Source organism: Pseudomonas sp. NCHU5216, assembly GCF_052156495.1.
Lineage (GTDB): Bacteria > Pseudomonadota > Gammaproteobacteria > Pseudomonadales > Pseudomonadaceae > Aquipseudomonas.
The window spans coordinates 179,065-196,668 of the sequence record NZ_JBQLIX010000005.1; the positions used below are offsets into that span (position 1 = coordinate 179,065).

General features: G+C 63.6%; 16 protein-coding genes and 2 pseudogenes. 5 read left to right on the forward strand and 13 right to left on the reverse strand.

From position 1 onward, the window contains the following. Positions 1-3 precede the first annotated feature (3 nt). From ACSVIK_RS06340 to ACSVIK_RS06385, 10 genes and pseudogenes are all read right to left on the reverse strand, one after another. A pseudogene (locus ACSVIK_RS06340) lies at positions 4-1,044 on the reverse strand (methyl-accepting chemotaxis protein); the annotation flags it as partial. A gap of 114 nt (positions 1,045-1,158) precedes the next feature. Further along, positions 1,159-1,647: pseudogene (locus ACSVIK_RS06345) on the reverse strand (MCP four helix bundle domain-containing protein); the annotation flags it as partial. Positions 1,648-1,678: 31 nt separating this feature from the next. Beyond that, a complete protein-coding gene (locus ACSVIK_RS06350; protein WP_442443516.1) occupies positions 1,679-2,245 on the reverse strand; it encodes a chemotaxis protein CheW in 567 nt (188 codons plus the stop codon). A gap of 22 nt (positions 2,246-2,267) precedes the next feature. Then, entirely contained in the window at positions 2,268-4,448 is a 2,181-nt protein-coding gene (locus ACSVIK_RS06355) for a chemotaxis protein CheA (RefSeq protein ID WP_442443517.1), read from the reverse strand. Positions 4,449-4,454: 6 nt separating this feature from the next. Beyond that, positions 4,455-4,775 carry an STAS domain-containing protein gene (locus tag ACSVIK_RS06360; RefSeq protein ID WP_442443518.1) on the reverse strand — a complete coding sequence of 107 codons (321 nt, stop codon included), beginning with the start codon at positions 4,773-4,775 and terminating at the stop codon, positions 4,455-4,457. 10 nt (positions 4,776-4,785) lie between these two features. Beyond that, entirely contained in the window at positions 4,786-5,154 is a 369-nt protein-coding gene (locus ACSVIK_RS06365; RefSeq protein WP_268179363.1) for a response regulator, read from the reverse strand. Between the two features lie 8 nt (positions 5,155-5,162). Then, a complete protein-coding gene (locus ACSVIK_RS06370) occupies positions 5,163-5,873 on the reverse strand; it encodes a methyl-accepting chemotaxis protein (protein ID WP_442443553.1) in 711 nt (236 codons plus the stop codon). A gap of 634 nt (positions 5,874-6,507) precedes the next feature. Next, entirely contained in the window at positions 6,508-7,146 is a 639-nt protein-coding gene (locus ACSVIK_RS06375) for a response regulator (protein WP_442443519.1), read from the reverse strand. Further along, the gene (locus ACSVIK_RS06380) at positions 7,121-7,780 is read right to left on the reverse strand and encodes a sensor histidine kinase (protein WP_442443520.1); all 660 of its coding nucleotides are present in this window, start codon (positions 7,778-7,780) and stop codon (positions 7,121-7,123) included. The genes ACSVIK_RS06375 and ACSVIK_RS06380 overlap by 26 nt, the downstream gene beginning before the upstream one ends. Before the next feature lie 633 nt (positions 7,781-8,413). Beyond that, complete coding sequence (locus tag ACSVIK_RS06385; RefSeq protein WP_442443521.1) at positions 8,414-9,613, reverse strand: class I SAM-dependent rRNA methyltransferase; 1,200 nt, start codon at positions 9,611-9,613, stop codon at positions 8,414-8,416. A 338-nt stretch (positions 9,614-9,951) separates the two neighbouring features. Between ACSVIK_RS06385 and ACSVIK_RS06390 the strand changes: the two genes are divergently transcribed. From ACSVIK_RS06390 to ACSVIK_RS06410, 5 genes are all read left to right on the forward strand, one after another. Continuing rightward, positions 9,952-10,764, forward strand: coding sequence for an HDOD domain-containing protein (locus ACSVIK_RS06390; protein WP_442443554.1), 813 nt, complete (start codon positions 9,952-9,954; stop codon positions 10,762-10,764). Positions 10,765-10,855: 91 nt separating this feature from the next. Then, positions 10,856-11,668 (forward strand): bifunctional DNA-formamidopyrimidine glycosylase/DNA-(apurinic or apyrimidinic site) lyase, encoded by an 813-nt coding sequence (mutM, locus tag ACSVIK_RS06395; RefSeq protein ID WP_442443522.1) that lies wholly within the window; start codon positions 10,856-10,858, stop codon positions 11,666-11,668. Positions 11,669-11,713: 45 nt separating this feature from the next. Next, the gene (locus tag ACSVIK_RS06400; protein WP_442443523.1) at positions 11,714-12,292 is read left to right on the forward strand and encodes a lysophospholipid acyltransferase family protein; all 579 of its coding nucleotides are present in this window, start codon (positions 11,714-11,716) and stop codon (positions 12,290-12,292) included. Positions 12,293-12,367: 75 nt separating this feature from the next. Continuing rightward, positions 12,368-12,706 (forward strand): multidrug transporter, encoded by a 339-nt coding sequence (locus ACSVIK_RS06405; RefSeq protein ID WP_442443524.1) that lies wholly within the window; start codon positions 12,368-12,370, stop codon positions 12,704-12,706. Positions 12,707-12,945: 239 nt separating this feature from the next. Further along, a complete protein-coding gene (locus ACSVIK_RS06410) occupies positions 12,946-14,760 on the forward strand; it encodes a Na/Pi cotransporter family protein (protein WP_442443555.1) in 1,815 nt (604 codons plus the stop codon). A 187-nt stretch (positions 14,761-14,947) separates the two neighbouring features. Here the strand turns inward: ACSVIK_RS06410 and ggt are convergent, their stop codons facing one another. The 3 genes from ggt to coaD form a co-directional block, all read right to left on the reverse strand. Next, positions 14,948-16,621 carry a gamma-glutamyltransferase gene (gene ggt / locus ACSVIK_RS06415; RefSeq protein WP_442443525.1) on the reverse strand — a complete coding sequence of 558 codons (1,674 nt, stop codon included), beginning with the start codon at positions 16,619-16,621 and terminating at the stop codon, positions 14,948-14,950. Positions 16,622-16,710: 89 nt separating this feature from the next. Beyond that, positions 16,711-16,962 (reverse strand): YfhL family 4Fe-4S dicluster ferredoxin, encoded by a 252-nt coding sequence (locus tag ACSVIK_RS06420; protein ID WP_268179353.1) that lies wholly within the window; start codon positions 16,960-16,962, stop codon positions 16,711-16,713. Positions 16,963-17,091: 129 nt separating this feature from the next. Beyond that, entirely contained in the window at positions 17,092-17,574 is a 483-nt protein-coding gene (coaD, locus tag ACSVIK_RS06425) for a pantetheine-phosphate adenylyltransferase (protein WP_442443526.1), read from the reverse strand. Positions 17,575-17,604: the final 30 nt, after the last annotated feature.

The following is a 17,604-nucleotide window of genomic DNA, read 5'->3' on the forward strand; positions in this document are numbered from 1 at the left end:
CGCTTACTCCTGAAAACGCACGTAACCGGCCGGCAGGCCACCGGCCATGGGCGCGCCAGCGTCGTCATCGGCATAGGCGTGGCGCGGCGCATGGCTTGGGCGTGAGGGCTGGGCTTGGCGTTGCGGGCTGCGTACGCCTGCCGTGTTGTTGAGCTTGAAGAACTCCATAAGTTGCTGCAGTTGCTCGGCCTGGCCGCTCATCTCCTCGGCGGTGGCGGCCAGCTCTTCGGACGAGGAGGCGTTCTGCTGGGTGATTTCGTTGAGCTGGTTCATCGCCGAGCTGATCTGACCGACACCCGAACTCTGCTCTTCGGAGGCCGCGGCGATCTCCTGCACCAGGTCGGAGGTCTTGGCGATGGAAGGCACGATCTCGTCGAGCAGGGTGCCGGCGCGCTCGGCCAGTTGCACGCTGGACTTGGCCACTTCGCCGATTTCCTGCGCCGCCACCTGGCTGCGTTCGGCCAGCTTGCGCACCTCGGCAGCCACCACGGCGAAGCCCTTGCCGTGCTCGCCGGCACGGGCGGCCTCGATGGCGGCGTTGAGTGCCAGCAGGTTGGTCTGATAGGCGATGTCGTCGACGATGCCGATCTTGTCGGCGATGGTCTTCATCGCGCGCACGGTTTCCTTGACCGCCTGGCCGCCTTCGCTGGCCTCGCCGCTGGCCTTGCTCGCCATGCCGTCGGTGATGCGCGCATTCTCGGTGTTCTGCGCGATGGAGGCGGACATCTGCTCCATCGAGGCACTGGTTTCCTCCACCGAGGCGGCCTGTTCGGAGGCGGCCTGGCTCATGCTCTGGGCGGTGGCGGAGATTTCTTCGGAGGCGCTGGTCAGGGCATCGGCGTTGCTACGTACCTCGGCGATGATCTGCGCCAGACGTTGCGACATGTTGTGGATCGCGGCCAGCATGCTGCTGGTGTCGCCTGGGCGGGTATTGATCTGCATGCGCAGGTCACCTTCGGCGATACGGGTCACCACTTCGGCGGCGTAGCCAGGTTCGCCGCCGAGCTGCAGCACGAGGCTGCGGGTGATCAGCCAGGCGAGCAGGATGGACAGAAGGATGGCTACGCCGCCGAGAATCAATAGCTGAAGGAGTGACTCTTTATAGAGCGCTGTGCCGTCATCGGACGACTTCTGCATGAGTTCGCCCTGCAGTTTCAGCATCTCATCAATGGCTGTCAGGAGCGCATTGTTTGCAGGGATTACCTGAGAATATAGGTAGGATTCGGCGCGCTGCTGATCGTCAAGCATGGAAAACAGTTCGTCTAGGTGCTGACGAAGGGGAGTGCGGGCTGCATTGATTTTCGCCAAAACCTCGCGCTCTTTGGGGGTTTCTACCATGCGTCCCAGTTCATCGATTGCGTCGGAGCGACGTTTCCTGCTGGCGTCCATCAACGCTTTAGTCTTCTCGTCGGAGGCCTGATCCTCAAGCGCCAGCATGTCGCGGATATAGCTGCCTTGATTCAGGGTTTCCTCTTTTATGCTGTACGCCAAGCGCACCGTGACGTAGCTGTCCTCGACGATAATGGTGCTGGCATTATCGATGGTTCCCATGCGAGTGATGCTAAGTGCCAGTGAGGCTATTAGCAGGACGATGACCGCACCGAAGCCCAGCCCAAGCTTGGTCGCCACTTTCATATTCTTGAACATGATTACTTCTCCGTATTATCTGGCCGTTCGCTCAGGTGCGTGTCGTGCGTGGGCTGCTGCCGGAGGCCGCTATCTCGGCCACCGCCAGGGTGTTTTCGATGGTCAGCAGAACGATGAAGTCATCGCCTTGGCGCACCATGCCGTGGATGAAATCGTCGCGAATGGGGTTGCCGAAGGCCGGTGCCGGGCGTATCTGGCTGGCGTCGATTTCCAGTACTTCGCTGACGGCATCGACGATGATGCCCAGCACCTGGGTGTCTTCTTCGTCGGTCACCTCGACGATGATGATGCAGGTGCGTTTGTCGATGCGGCTGGCACCCTGGCCGAAACGCAGGCTCAGGTCGATCACCGGTACCACCGCACCGCGCAGGTTGATCACGCCATGGATGCAGGAGGCCGCCATGGGTACTCGGGTCAACTGCGGATATTCGATGATCTCGCGCACGCACAGGCCGTCGAGGGCATAGCGCTGCGCGCCGAGCTCGAAGGTCAGGTATTGCTGCGGCGTGTCGGGCTCCGACGTCACGACCGCGACTGCCGTGGCGGTGTTCTCTGGCGGTTTCTGCGCGGCGCTGGCCGGGCTGCTGGAGCTGCTCATGCTGTGGACTCTGTCGGTGGTTTCAGGCTTCGCTGGCAACGGTCGTCAGCGCGTTGGCGGCAGGGGTGCTGAGTGCTGTCAGCAGGTTGGGAATGTCGAGAATCAGCGCCACGGCGCCGCTACCCAGGATGGTGAAGCCGCCAATGCCACGGCAGGTGGCGAACAGCTTGCCCAGGGGCTTGATCACGGTCTGGAACTCGCCCATCAGGTGATCGACCACCAGCCCGGCGCGCTGGCCGGCATAGCTGACCACCACCACGTTCTCGCGGCGCGGTGGCTGGCCTTGCTCGTCGAACATCTCGCGCAGACGAATGAACGGCAGTACCTCGCCACGCAGTGAGATGTGGCCACGGTTCTGCTGCGTGCCAGGCTCCAGCTCGATGCATTCCTCCACCAGATCCAGCGGGATGACGTAGCCGGCCTCGCCGACGCCGACCAGGAAGCCGTCGATGATGGCCAGCGTCAGCGGCAGGCGGATGCGCACGCAGGTGCCTTTGCCGAGCTGGCTGTCCAGGTCGATGCTGCCGCGCAGGGCGGTGATGTTGCGTTTGACCACGTCCATGCCGACGCCGCGCCCGGAGAGGTTGCTGACCTGGTCGGCAGTGGAGAAGCCGGGTTCGAAGATCAGGTTGAAAATTTCCTTTTCCGTCAGTACCTGGCCTTCGGCGACCAGGCCGCGCTCGCGGGCCTTGGCCAGGATGCGTTGCGGGTCGAGGCCGCCACCGTCGTCGGCCACTTCCATAACGATGCTGCCGGCATCGTGGTAGGCGTTGAGGCGCACGTTACCCTGTGCGGGTTTACCGCGCTCCAGGCGCACGCCCAGGGGCTCGATGCCGTGATCCATGGCGTTGCGCACCAGGTGGGTAAGCGGGTCGGTGATGCGCTCGACCACGGTCTTGTCCAGCTCGGTGTCGCCACCGCTGATGGACAGGGCGATGTCCTTGCCCAGCTCGCGCGAGACGTCGCGCACCACGCGCTGAAAGCGGTTGAAGGTGGCGCCGATCTGCACCATGCGCAGGGTCAGGGCGCTATCGCGCACCTCCTCGACCAGGCGCGAGAGCAACTCGGTGGATTCGAGCATTTGCGCGTGACCGACTTGCTGGGCAGTCATGCGTGCACCAGCGCCGGCGATGATCAGCTCGCCGACCAGGTTGATCAGCTCGTCGAGCTTGCCGGCATCGACGCGGATCAGGCTGCTCTCGTTGCTGCGGTTTTCCTTGACCTGTTGCTGCTTCTGCAGCGCGGCAGCGATGACGGGAGGTTGCACCAGGCTTTGCTCCATCAGCACCTGGCCAATGGGGCGTGGCTCGTCCTGCTGCTGGCTCTGCACCTGAGCGTGCAGTACCTCCTGCAGTTCGGCGGTGGTCAGGGTGCCGCAGCGCATGAGGATTTCTCCCAGGCGCATGTCTTCTTCGGGCAGGGCACGGATCAGCTCGAGGTATTCGTCGGACTTGCTGTGCGGCGGCAGAATGCGGATCAGGCTGTCTTCGCGGACGAACTCGAAGGCGCCCTCGATGGTGGCCTTGTCCGCGTCGCTGACGAAGGCCAGCTCGAAGCCGAGGTAGCAGGTTTCCGGATCCATTTCCGCCGCCGGTGGGATGCGATCGAGCAGCGGCACGATGCTGACGATGCGGCCGAAGGTGTTGAGGTAGCGCAGCAACGACAGCGGATCCATGCCGTTGCGCAGGGTATCGGGGCCGAAGCGCAGCGACAGGTGCCAGTGGTCGGCGCTCAGGCCGCCGCCGGTCATGCTGCGTTCGACCGGGTGCTGGTTGTGGCTGGGCAGATTCTGCGAGGCTTGCTCGGCGGCCATGTACTGGCTCAGGCGTGCCGCCAGCAGGCGATTCTGCTCCAGGGTCGGGGCATCGACCTGCTCCAGGTCGCCGTGCTCGTCGAGCTGGTTGATCAACTGACCGAGGTGGTCACCGGTTTCCAGAAACAGCGCGGTCAGGGCTTCGTCGAACTGCAGTTCGCTATTGCGCACGCGGTCGAGCACGCTTTCGGCGATGTGAGTGAAGGCGACGATCAGGTCGAAACCGAACAGCCCGGCCGAGCCCTTGATGGTATGGGCGGCACGGAAGATGGCGTTGATGATGTCGGCATCGTCGGGCGCGCTTTCCAGTTGCAGCAGCGCCTCTTCCATCTGTTCCAGCAGTTCGCGGCTTTCGGCGATGAAGGTCTTGAGCACTTCGTCCATGTTCATGCTGGGTCACTCGCCGCTGGGTTTGATCAGGATTGGGTCACCGAAGAAGGACACCAGGCCGCTGAGCTCCAGGGCTTCGATCACGGCCGGGCTGTGGTGGCTCAGGCGCAGTTTGCTACCCACTCGCTCGGCCTCCTGCTTGGCCAGCACCAGCAGTTGCAGGCCGGCGCTGTCGAGTTCATCCAGGGCGGCCAGATCCAGTTCGACTTCCGTGCCCGGGGTCAGGGCGCGCAGGAGCAGGCTCATGTGTTCGCCGACGCTGTAGATGGTCAGCCCACCTTCGAGCGGCAGGATGCGGTACAGGTTTTCTCCGGGCGCGTCCGTCATGGCGGCAATCTCAGGGCAGGATCAGCTTGGACACGGCAGAGAGCATCTGTGCCGGCTGGAAAGGTTTGACCACCCAGGCCTTGGCACCGGCCGCCTGGCCTTCGCTCTTCTTCGCTTCCCCGGCCTCGGTGGTGAGCATGATCACCGGGGTGAATTTGTAGGCCGGCAGTTGCTTGACGTTCTTGAGGAAGGTGATGCCGTCCATGTTCGGCATGTTCACGTCACTGATGATCAGGTGCACCTTGCGCCCGTCGAGCTTGGTCAGCGCGTCCTTGCCGTCGCAGCCTTCGATGACGTCGTAGCCGGCACCCTTGAGCGTCATGCTGACGACCTGACGGATGGATGCAGAGTCGTCGACGATAAGTACGGTCTTGCCCATGAGAAACCTCAGAAAAAGGTGATATCGGAATCGTTGCGTTTGCCAGGAGCGCTGCCCTGATGGATGGCGTGTTGCTCGGGCATGGTGTAGGTCTGCGCCAGTTCATCGAGCCAGTGCGGTACATCCAGTGCCGCCGGGGGCAGGCCTTGGGCGCGCCGCTCCGCGCTATCGGCGAGGTGGCGCTGCAGTTTGTCCAGGTCGCCCCTGATATGGCCGAGCATCTGGCTGGTGCGATCCTGAAACTGCAGGGCCACCAGCACTTCGGTGATGTCCTGGGCGACGCTCTCGCTCTGGCTGCGCATCGCCGCGTTATGGCTGACGATGGCGCTGGCGCTGTGGTGGAAGCGGGTGATGACGCCATTGATCACGTCGCTGGCGTTCTTCAGGGTCAGGGCGTCGGTCTTGGCGTATTCCTGGGAGATGTTCAGGGTCTTGCCGATGGCGCAGTTGACCTCCTCGACGGTTTCGCTGATGCGTTGCCCGGTCTGCCCTGACAGGGTCGACAGCGTGCGCACTTCGTCGGCGACCACGGCGAAGCCGCGCCCGCTCTCGCCGGCACGGGCCGCTTCGATGGCCGCGTTGAGCGCCAGCAGGTTGGTCTGCTTGGCGATTTCGGCCACCTCGCTGGCCATGGCTTGCAACTGCTCGGTGAAGTTGGCGAGCTGCATCACCTCCTGCAACAGGGTTTCCTTGCTGGCCAGGGCTTCGCGCAGGGCCATGATGATCAGGTCCAGCTCGTGCTGGCTGGTGGAGAGCAGGCCCACCAGGCGATTACCCGCTTCGCGTTCGGAACTGTTGCCGAGGCTCTGCTGGATGCGCCCGGCAAGGTTGGAGAAGCGCTCGCTGAGGGCGGAAATGGCCTCTTCGGTGTGGCTGCGTGCGCTCTCGATCTGCTGTGACCAGAGGGGCAGGGTCTGCTCGCAGAGCTTCGTCAGATCACCGTCCAGATTGGTGATGGCGTGCGGCTCTTGGCTGTCTGGCTGTGCGTCTGTGGTCCCGGCGGGAGCGCCCGTGGGTATCTGCAACAGCAGCAGGGTGCCGACCAGGAGCACGGCAAGGAGCGCGTAGAGCGGGGCCAGCCAGTCAAGTTGGACGACCAGGATGGAAAGAACACCACAGAGCAGGATCAGTGTCGGGAAAAGCCGAGGGTGAGGGTGAGCGCGCACGAGTGGCTCCGCGACAGTCAATGGGGGAGTGGCGCGAAGGACTTTCCAGGCGTTGAGCGGTGCAGGCCCCTACCTTTTCGTTTCGTTCCAACGGCCAGTGCAGGATGCAGGAGCGCCGCGACTATGAGGCATCGGGTTATTTCTGGATTTTCACTCGGATAATCCCTCCCGGTGGGTAGGAATATCCTTAGCTGATATCGGATTTGGTAAGTAGGGATGCGAACTTGATCAGGTCTGCATTGCTGGAAAATCCCATCTTTTCCATCAGATTTATCTTATGGGTGCTGACGGTTTTGTTACTGATCATGAGTTGTTCGGCGATCTGATTCACGCTCATGCCATCGGCCAGCAGCCGCATGATCTGGAACTCTCGGTTGGTCAGGCTGTCGAGCCCGCGGCTGGCATGCGGCTTGAGGTTGTTCAGGGCGATCCGTTCGAGCAGGTCGGGGTCGATGAAGCGGCCGCCGGCTGCGACTTTCTTCACCGCCTCGATCAGGGTCTCGGGCGGTTGGGTCTTGGTCAGGTAGCCTGCCGCGCCGGCGCGCAAGGCATGTATGGCGATCTGCGCGTCGCTGTGCATGCTCAGCACCAGGATGGCCAGCCTGGGATATTGGTGGGTGAGCCGTGAAATCAGCGCCTCGCCGCTGAGGCCCGGCATGCTGATGTCCAGCAACAGCATGTCCACGTCCAGGGTGCGCAGGTGCTCCAGAGCCTGCTGACCGCAGGCGGCCTCTCCGGCAATGTGAATCTCCTGATCCAGCTCGAAAATTCGTTTGAGGCCCTCGCGCATGATCGTGTGGTCATCGACGATCATCAGGTTGATCATTGGGTTTCCTTGGTGGCGTGATCTGGCGGGGGAAAATGCTCTGCACGAGCGTTCCTTGCCCCGGATGGCTGAATATGATGACAGGGCCGCCCAGGTACTGGCCGCGTTCGCGTATGCCGCAGAGCCCGTTGGAGGCCGGCATGATGTCGTTGAGGGCGAAGCCCTGGCCGTCATCGCTGATCTCCAGCACGTAATCCTGTTCGCCCCGCTCGATGCTGACCCTGGCGCTGCTGGCATTGGCGTGGCGCAGGATATTGGTCAGAGACTCCTGCACGATGCGGTACAGGTGGCTGGCCCGTTCGGGATCCAGATCGATGCCCTGTTGAGGGGGCTGGTAGCGCAGGTCGATGGCGCAAAGCTGACGAAAGTCCTCGATCAGGGTCGCGAGGGCCAGGTTCGGATCGCTGGCAAAGCGCTGGGCGTCGCTGCAGTCGATGTTGCGTATGGCGTCGATGGCGCCATGGGCCAACGCAGCCAGGCGGCTGACCTGTTCCAGGAAGTCGGGAGGCTCATGACCCAGGCGCATGCGCAATACGCCGAGCCCCTGCAAGAGAGCGGTCAGTTGCTGGCCCAGCTCATCGTGCAGTTCGCGGGCGATGCGTTTGCGCTCCCCGAGACGTGCCTGCTTGCACATATTGATCAGGTGCTCGCGACATCTGGGGCAAGTGGCGCTTTCATGTGGCAGCTGAGAGTCGTCGTGTAGCTCTGAGAGCCTCGTTGCAGTGGTCACCTTTGCGCTTCTCTTTCTTTGCTATGCAGTTGATCGTGCTACTTGAGACACGGTGACTGCAGTGTTCTCCTCATGTTGCGTATTCGACATGCGAGTCCGATCGCGTGGATAGCCGACATGAGCCCGCCCTGGCCGTGATGCCTGGCTTGAGGGGCATGGTGTCGCCACTCCCTCGCCAGGCTAGGAGAATCTTGCAATAACCCATTCATTTCGCAACACATACCAGACTCAGCAGCGGGCCTTCTCTTTTTGCGTCGGACGATGTCTGGGCGCTGAGATGTCGCTTGTCGCCTTGGGCGACGAAGCCACGCAAACCTGCGGAGCTAGCATATCGTCGAGATTTATTTTTGACGTTAGCTTTTTATTTTGACGGCATATTGGCGCTTTCTGCCCTGTACTACCAGGCAGGCATGCATCCGCGTCAACGCACAACTACGAACGGCATTGCGCCGCCACAGGCTAGCCAGAGGCGAGGGACAGTGTGCGCTTGCCAAGTGGCATGGCCCCCGCCGACATCGTTCGACAGGGGCCGGATGCTCAGCTATTGGGCAGCAGGCGAACGGTCAGGCTCTTGATGTAGCGAGTTTCCGCAATGGCCATGTGCTCGGGATGATCCGGGCCCTGGGCGCCACGCTCCAGCAACTGGATGTTGCGGTCGAGGTGGCGTGCGCTCTGCAGCAGGATCTGGTGCAGGCTGTCTTCGGCCAGGTGCATGGAGCAACTGGCGCTGACCAGAATGCCGTCCTTGTTGAGCATGCGCATGGCCATCTCGTTGAGGCGGCGGTAGGCGGCCTCGCCGTTCTTGATGTCCTTCTTGCGCTTGATGAAGGCGGGTGGGTCGGCGATCACCACGTCGAAGCGTTCCTCGGCGGCCTTGAGTTCACGCAGAGCGGCGAAGACGTCACCCTCGACGCAGGTGACCTTCTCGGCCAGGCCGTTGAGCGCGGCGTTGCGCTCCACGCCATCGAGGGCGAAGCCCGAGGCATCGACGCAGAACACCTCGCTGGCGCCGAAGGCGGCCGCCTGCACGCCCCAGCCACCGATGTAACTGAACAGGTCGAGCACGCGCTTGCCCTGCACGTAGGGCGCCAGGCGCGCACGGTTCATGCGGTGGTCATAGAACCAGCCGGTCTTCTGCCCTTCGATCACTGGCGCCTCGAACTTCACGCCGTTCTCTTCCAGGGCGACCCATTCCGGCACCTGACCGTAGGCGGTTTCCACATAGCGCTGCAGGCCTTCGGCGTCACGTGCACTGGAGTCGTTCTTGAGCAGGATGCCGCTGGGCTTGAGCACCTGGATCAGCGCGGCGAGTACGTCGTCCTTGTGCCGCTCCATGGTGGCCGAGGCCAGTTGCACCACGAGGATGTCGAAGAAACGGTCGACCACCAGGCCCGGCAGCAGGTCGGAGTCGCCGTAGACGAGGCGATAGCAGGGTGTGTCGAACAGGCGCTCGCGCAGGCTCAGGCAGACGTTGAGGCGGTGCACCAGCAGCGATTTGTCCAGCTCGTGCTTGAGATCGCGCGACAGCAGGCGGGCGCAGATCAGGTTGTTCGGGCTCATGGCGACGATGCCCAGCGGCTTGCCACCGGCGGCTTCGAGTATGGCCTGGTCGCCGGCCTCGAAGGCTGTGAGCGGCGTGGCGGCGACGTCGATCTCGTTGCTGTAGACCCACAGATGGCCGGCGCGCAGGCGTCGGTCGGCGTTGGCTTTCAGGCGCAGGCTGGGCAGGCTGGACATGGCGTTGGGCTCCAGGAGAAAAAAGAGCGGGATTATAGCGGGTCGCGTCGCTGGGCTGTGGGGGAAAACGAGGCCTTGCGTCTGATGGGGATTGGCAGGTTCGACAGGTAACCTGGCCGCTCCTGTCAGAAGCTGAACCCTGCCTGACGCGATCTGAAAAACAACGCCATATTGGCGCGACACTCGTAAACCTGACCCCGCCGCCTGGAAAAGTCGGCTGCCGTGACGCCCTGGCTTTGGCTAGACTGTGCGGTATTTCTCATTCACGCATGACAGCCCCTCCCATGACCTACGAACTCACTGCCGAGCAGATCCAGCAAGTGCTGCATGGCATCAGCGTGCCGCCGCAGCCCCAGATCATGGTCGATCTGCAGATGGAGCAGGTCATGCCCGACCCCGATCTGCGTGCCATCGCCAAGCTCATCAGCCAGGATCCCGGGCTTTCCGGTGCGCTGCTGAAGATCGTCAATTCGCCCCATTTCGGCCTGGCCAACCGCATCGCCTCCATTCAGCAGGCGGTCAATCTGCTGGGCTGCAACACGGTGATCAACCTGATCAACGCGCAGTCGATCAAGGGCGAGCTGACCGATGAGGCCATTCTGGTGCTCAACCGTTTCTGGGACAGCGCGCAGGACGTGGCCATGACCTGCCTGACCCTGGCCAAGCGCCTCGGCTACCATTCGCCGGACGAGGCCTACAGCCTGGGGCTGTTCCACAACTGTGGCATCCCGCTGATGATCAAGCGCTTTCCCGACTACATGCAGGTGCTCGAGGAGGCCTATGCCAATGCCACCGAGGAGCACCGCATCGTCGATACGGAAAACGACCGCTTGAGTACCAACCACGCCGTGGTCGGCTACTTCACGGCACGCTCCTGGCGTTTGCCGGAGCACCTCTGCCAGGTGATCGCCAATCATCACAACGCCCTGGCCATCTTCAGCGATGACTCCGGGCGCGATGCCCAGCTCAAGACCTTGCTGGCCATCCTCAAGATGGCCGAGCACATCTGCGCTACCCATCGGGTGCTGGGCGGGCAGGGCGTGGATCTGGAGTGGCATTGCATCGAACAACCCATCCTCGAATACGTCGGGCTGTCGGAATACGATTTCGAGAACCTGCACGAGAGCATTCGCGATCTGGCCGTGCTGTAGCCGGCGACGGCCTGCGCGCCGCTGCCTGCGGCTTATCCGCCAGCGGCAATCCTGCTAAGGTTGCGCTCCCTCGTTTTGCAGTCGTATCGCCATGCCCGAATTACCCGAAGTCGAAACCACCCGGCGCGGCATCGCCCCTTATCTGGAAGGGCAGCGCGTCAGCCGTGTGATCGTGCGCGAGCGGCGCCTGCGCTGGCCCATTCCAGAAGACCTCGACGTGCGCCTGTCCGGGCAGCGTATTCAGTGCGTGGAGCGCCGCGCCAAGTATCTGCTGATCAAGGCCGAGGTGGGCAGCCTGATCAGCCACCTGGGCATGTCCGGCAGTCTGCGCCTGGTCGAGTCCGGGCTGGTGGCGGCCAAGCACGAGCATGTGGACATCGAGCTGGAGTCCGGCCTGGCGCTGCGCTACACCGACCCGCGACGTTTCGGGGCGTTGTTGTGGTGCGAGGATCCGCTGCGTCACGAATTGCTCGCCAGGCTCGGCCCGGAACCGCTGGGTGGGCTGTTCGATGGCGAGCGGCTGTTCCAGCTCTCGCGTGGGCGCAGCATGGCGGTCAAACCCTTCATCATGGACAACGCGGTGGTGGTCGGGGTGGGCAACATCTACGCCACCGAGGCGCTGTTCGCGGCGGGCATCGATCCGCGCCGTGCAGCCGGTTCGATTTCGCGGGCGCGCTATCTGCGCCTGGCCGAGGAGATCAAGCGCATCCTCGCCCATGCCATCGAGCGGGGGGGCACCACCTTGCGTGATTTCGTCGGTGGCGATGGCCAGCCCGGTTATTTCCAGCAGGAGCTGTTCGCCTACGGGCGCGGCGGCGAGTTCTGCAAGGTCTGTGGCAGCACCCTGCGCGAAGTCAAACTGGGCCAGCGGGCGAGTGTGTATTGCCCGAAATGTCAGCGCTGAGCGAACCCTCACTTTCATAAGAACAAGAAGCACCGAGGTGGATCGATGTCCGGTAACTACTTGCCGCCCAATCCTGTGGCCGAATGGCTGGGGCGTAGCGTATTGAAACTCATGGGCTGGCGCATCGAGGGCGAGTTGCCGAAGATCGACCAGTTCGTCGCCATCGGCGCCCACCATACGTCCAATTGGGACTTCGTCATCTTCATTGCGCTGAAGTTCGTGCTGCGCCTGAATGCGCGCTGGTTCGGCAAGCACAGCATCTTTCGCTGGCCGTTCGGCGGGCTGATGCGTGCCTGGGGCGGCATTGCCATCCGTCGCGATCGCCAGCTCAATACGGTGGAGCAGGCGGTACAGGCCTTCCGTGACAACCGGCAGTTCATCCTGGTGCTGTCGCCGGAGGGCACGCGCAAGAAGGTGGAGCGCTGGAAGATGGGCTTCTACCATATCGCCCGTGGCGCAGGCGTGCCCATCGTCATGGGTGCTCTGGATTACCAGAACCGCCGCGTGGTGATCGGCCCGACCTTCTATCCGACGGGGGACGAGCAGGCCGATCTGGCCAGCATGCTGGCATTCTTCCGGCCTTATGTGCCGAAAAAGCCGGAATACGCCTTTCACGGCGATTGACGTCCGTCACGCTGACAATTGCCAGGGCGCTGTTATAGTTACTGGCACTTACTCGCACAAACTAAGGATCGATCCATGAAAGCGTTCCGCACCTGCGCTGCCGTTCTGGCGTTGACCTCTGGCTTGCTGGCACTGCCGACCCAGGCGGAAGTGGCGCAGCAGAACGTCAGTGGCGACCCGCTCTATACCGTCGAAGCCCCCAAGGGCTATGCCATGGTCGGTGACCTGGTCATCGCCCGGCCCCTGCTGATCGGCGCCACCGCCATCGGCGCAGCGGCCTTCATCGTCAGCCTGCCGTTCACCGCACTGGGCGGTAACGTCGGCGAAGCGGCGCAATCGTTGGTGGTCGAACCCGGTCGCGAAGCCTTCGTGCGCTGCCTGGGCTGCACCAGCAGCGGTTACAAGCAGGACTGATTCGACTCATAAGCTAGCTATTGAAAAACGTAGGCGAGGCAGGCAAGACAAGGCAAAAACAGCCGAAAAAGCGGAGTTTACGTGCTGTAAATGAGCATTTTGAGGCTGTTTTAAACGCAGTATTGCCAACGCAGATAGTTTTTCAAGCGGCCTCTCGCCCACATGGGGGTGAGAGGCCGCTTGCGTTCGTGCGCCGATAAAGGGATGAAGCGGTGATCATCAAGTATGTGCGTGGGCTGATGCTGGTTCTGCTCGTGGCAGGGCTGCTCGCCTCGTTCTGGCTCAACCAGGGCTGGCTGCAACTCTGTGCCGGCCTGGCGATCTTCCTGTTCGGCATGCAGTGCCTGGAAGAAGGGCTGCGGCAGCTCGCCGGTAGCAAGCTGGAGCAGATTCTCGGGCGCAGCACGGCCACGCCGTTCAAGAGCCTGCTGTTCGGTGTCGGCGGTACGCTGCTGCTGCAATCCAGCACGCTGGTGTCGTTGCTGACCATCGCCTTCATCAGCACCGGGTTGATCCAGCTGGCCGGCGGTATCGCCATTCTGTTCGGCGCCAACCTCGGTGCCACCAGTGGCATCTGGTTGCTGGCGCTGGCCGGGCAGAATCTCAGCCTCAGCCCCTTGGCCCTGCCCTTGCTGGTGTTCGGTGTGCTGGCGGGTTTCTTCGGCGACAGGAGCAAGGCAGCGGGGCGTATCGTGCTGGGCATCGCCTTCATCTTCCTCGGCATCGATCAGATCAAGGAGGGGTTCGCCAGCTTCGGCGATGGCCTGGACATGACGGGCCTGCAAGCCGATGGTTGGCGCGGTGCGCTGCTGTTCACCGGCATCGGCATGGCCATCACCGTGGTGCTGCAGTCCAGCCACGCGACCCTGATGCTGACCCTGGCGGCCCTGGCCAGTGGGCAACTGGAGCTGGGCCAGAGCCTGGCCATCGCCATCGGTTCCAACGTCGGTAGCAGCGTCACCACCGCCTTCGTCGGCTCCCTTGGCGGCAACCGCAGTGGCCAGCGTCTGGCCCTGGCCCATGTGCTGTTCAATATCACCACTGGCGTCATTGCCTTCTGCCTGCTTGGCCCGCTGGCCTGGCTGGTGCATGCGCTGGCCGAGCCACTGGGCCTGGGTGGCAACAGCCTGATCCAACTGGCGATGTTCCACACCCTGTTCAACGCCATGGGCGTTGCCCTGTTCTGGCCACTGCAGGCGCGCCTGGCGCAGTGCCTGATTCGCTGGCTGCCGGAGCGGGTCGAGCCGCAGGTGCTGATCACCGAGGCGGCGCCGACGCAGGTGGCCGAACCCGAGCCACGCCACGCCCGCTACCTCAACGAGCGCGCGCTGTATTCGGTGGAGTCGGCCTCGGTCGCGGTGGTGCAGGAGTTGGGGCACCTGGGCCGCTTGAGCCTGGAGGTGATCTGCCATGCCCTCTACCTGCCGGTGGAGCAACTGGCGCAGGCCAGGGCCGACGAGCAGTTGCTGCAGGCCCGGCCGCAGCAGCCGGGCGTCGACGCCGAGCGTCTCTACCAGCGCCACATCAAGGGGGTGTATGGCGATCTGCTGAGCTTCATGGGGCGCATGGAATTGCCCATGGACGAGGCGCACCAGCAGTTCTGGAACACGTGCCAACTGGCGGCGCTGCAACTGGTGGATGCGGTCAAGGATGCCAAGCACCTGCAGAAGAATCTCGGCCATTACCTGGAGCAGCCGCCTTCGGGCGCGCGCACCTGTTATGTCGAGTTGCGTCGTCATCTACTGCTGACCCTGCACGAGTTGCGCGAACTGGCCCGCAGTGAGCTGGAAGAGGAAGCCTGGCGCTCACGCCTGGCCTGGCTGGACGACCAGGCCGCGGAGTTCGACGCTCAGTTTCGCCAGCGGCTGTTCAGCGAAGTGCGCTACGGCCACCTCGACGGCCTGCAGACCAGCTCGTTGATGAACGACCTGGGCTACGTCAGCCGTATCTTCCAGAGCCTGCGCAACGTGCTGATGCTGGGCGACGAGCAGACGTTGTTCCGTGAGCTGCGACGTTTCGCCCATGAGCAGGAAAGCCTGATCGAGACCCCGTAGCCCGGATGCAATCCGGGGCTGTGGCGTGAGGGCTTCCCGGATTTCATCCGGGCTACGGTTCCTCATGAGCAAGAGGCCTGATCGAGCTCTCCTGACATGACGTTCGGTGTAGCCCGGATGTAATCCGGGGGCCAGAAGCCGCGGACTCCGTCCGGATCACGGCTCCAGGGCCGGCGTTGCGCGAGCGCTATTTCTTGCCTGGCCCCACCAGCGATTGGCCGATGCCGCGCGGATCGCTCGCCGCCTGCACCTCGCCGCTGACCTTGTTCCAGAACAGCACCTGCTGGTTGCCGTATTGCCGATCCAGGCGCTTGAGGCTGTAGCCGCGCGCTTGCAGCTCGGCGACCTGCTCGTCCGTGAAGGTGTCCGGCTCATGCTCGATCACGTCAGGCAGGAACTGATGGTGGTAGCGGGCCACGGCGGGCCAGCTTGCGACGGGTTGGCCGTCGAGGTATTGCAGCATCGCCAGCAGCACCATGCTGGGAATGCGGCTGCCCCCCGGTGTGCCGAAGGCAGTGAACTCGTCGGTGCTTTCGAGAAAGCTCGGGCTCATCGACGACAGCGGTCGCTTGCCACCGGCGATCAGGTTGGCCTGGCTGCCCACCAGGCCGTAGGCGTTGGACTCATCGACAGCGGCGGCGAAGTCGTCCATCTCGTTGTTGAGCAGCATGCCGGTGCCGGGCACGGTGAAGGCAGAGCCGAACGGCAGGTTGACCGAGAGGGTGGCGGCCACCGCATTGCCGTCGGCGTCGAGTACGGCGAAGTGGGTGGTGTTGTCGCCCTCGTTCCAGGTGCCGGCCGGTGGCAGGCTGGCGCTGGGAGTGGCGCGGCGCGGTTCGATGCTGCCGGCGAGCACGGCCAGGTGGCCAGGGGAGAGCATCTCGTCCAGTGGATTCTTGACGAAATCCGGATCGCCCAGCAGCTCGCGGTCACGGTAGGCGCGGCGCAGGGCTTCGACCACGTAATGCACGCGCTGCACGGGTTCGGCATCGCGCCAGGGCAGTTGCTCGAGCACCGCCAGGCTCTGCGCCAGGGCCACGCCACCGGCCGAGGGTGGCGGTGCGCTGATCAGTTCGTGGCCGTCTTCCAGGGTGAAGCGCAGGGGCTTGCGCCGCTCCACCTGGTAGCCGCGCAGGTCATCCATGGTCCAGATGCCTCCGGCGCGGCGCACGCCCTCGACCAGGCGCTCGGCCAGGGCACCATCGTAGAAGCCGGGGCGACCCCGTTGCGCCAGGGTCTGCAGGGTGGCGGCCAGTTCCGGTTGGCGCAGCAGATAACCTTCGGCGGGCACCTGGCCCTGGTTGAGGAACAGGCGTGCGCTTTCCGGATCATCACGCAATGCCGCCAGGCGCCAGGTGGCGCGCTCGCGGTAGATGCGGTCGATGGTGAAACCGTCGCGGGCCAGGGCGATGGCCGGGGCCAGGCTGGTTTTCAGCGGCAGGCGGCCATGCTTCTCGGCCAGCTCCACCAGCGCGGCGGGCAGGCCGGGAATGGCGGCGGCGAGCGCGCCGTCGAGCGACAGCTCGCGCTGCACCTGGCCCTCGCGCACGTACATGTCGGGCTTGGCTTCCAGCGGGGCGCGCTCGCGGGCGTCGAGAAAGTCATAGGTCGGCGTTTCGCCGGCACTGCGCAGCAGGAAGAACCCGCCGCCACCCAACCCCGACCCATAGGGCTCGACCACGGCCAGGGCGGCACTGGCGGCCACGGCGGCGTCGAAGGCGTTGCCGCCGGCGTCGAGCATCTTTTGCGCGGCGGCGCTGGCAGCAGGGTGGGCGGTGGCGATGGCGGCCTGATGTGGTGCGGCCTGCGCCAGCAGGCTGGCAGCGAGCAGCAGGGTCGATAGCAGAAGTTTGCGCAGCATGCGATCTACCTAGGTCGACTGAAGGAAGCCGCAGCTTAACAGTCTTGCCCTGGCGTGCGCGCCTGGTAGGTGTGAGGCTTGGCTCGCGTTCAGGCCTTGCCGGTGATGATCAGGTACTTCTGCATCAGTTCATCCTTGCTCTCGACGTTGTTCTCGTCGAGGGGGATGCAGTCCACCGGGCACACCTGTTGGCACTGCGGCTCGTCGTAATGGCCGACGCATTCGGTACACAGGTTGGGGTCGATCACGTAGATCTCCTCACCCTGGGAGATGGCGCCGTTGGGGCACTCGGGTTCGCAGACGTCGCAGTTGATGCAATCGTCGGTGATGATCAGGGACATGGAACAACTCCTGTCGAGGTGTCGGCCTCGACACAGGCAGATAACGATGGCGCAAATTGTGCCGGATTGCCGCGTCTTGCGCCATGCGACCTTGCTGCGCAGGGCAGGCGCTGGAGCCTGCCCAGGGCCTCAGGCCTTGCGAAAGCGCTCTTGCAGGGCTTCGGCCACGGCCGGGTGGACGAACTTGGTAATGTCGCCACCCAGGGCGGCGATTTCGCGCACCAGGGTCGAGGAAATGAAGGAGTACTTCTCCGACGGGGTGAGGAACAGGCTCTCCACGTCCGGCGCCAGTTGGCGGTTCATGTTGGCCAGCTGGAACTCGTACTCGAAGTCCGACACCGCGCGCAGGCCACGCAGGAAGACATTGGCCCCTTGCTCCTTGACGAAATGCGCGAGCAGGCTGGAGAAACCCACTACTTCGACGTTGGGCAGGTGCTTGGTGACCTCGCGGGCCAGCGCGACGCGTTGTTCCAGGGGGAACAGCGGGTTCTTCTTGGGGCTGGCGGCGACGGCGATGATGACGTGATCGAACAGGCGCGCAGCGCGTTCGACCAGATCGCCATGGCCTTTGGTGATGGGGTCGAAGGTGCCGGGGTATAACACACGATTCATCGGTACGTCCTGGCGGGTCGAAAAGGACTC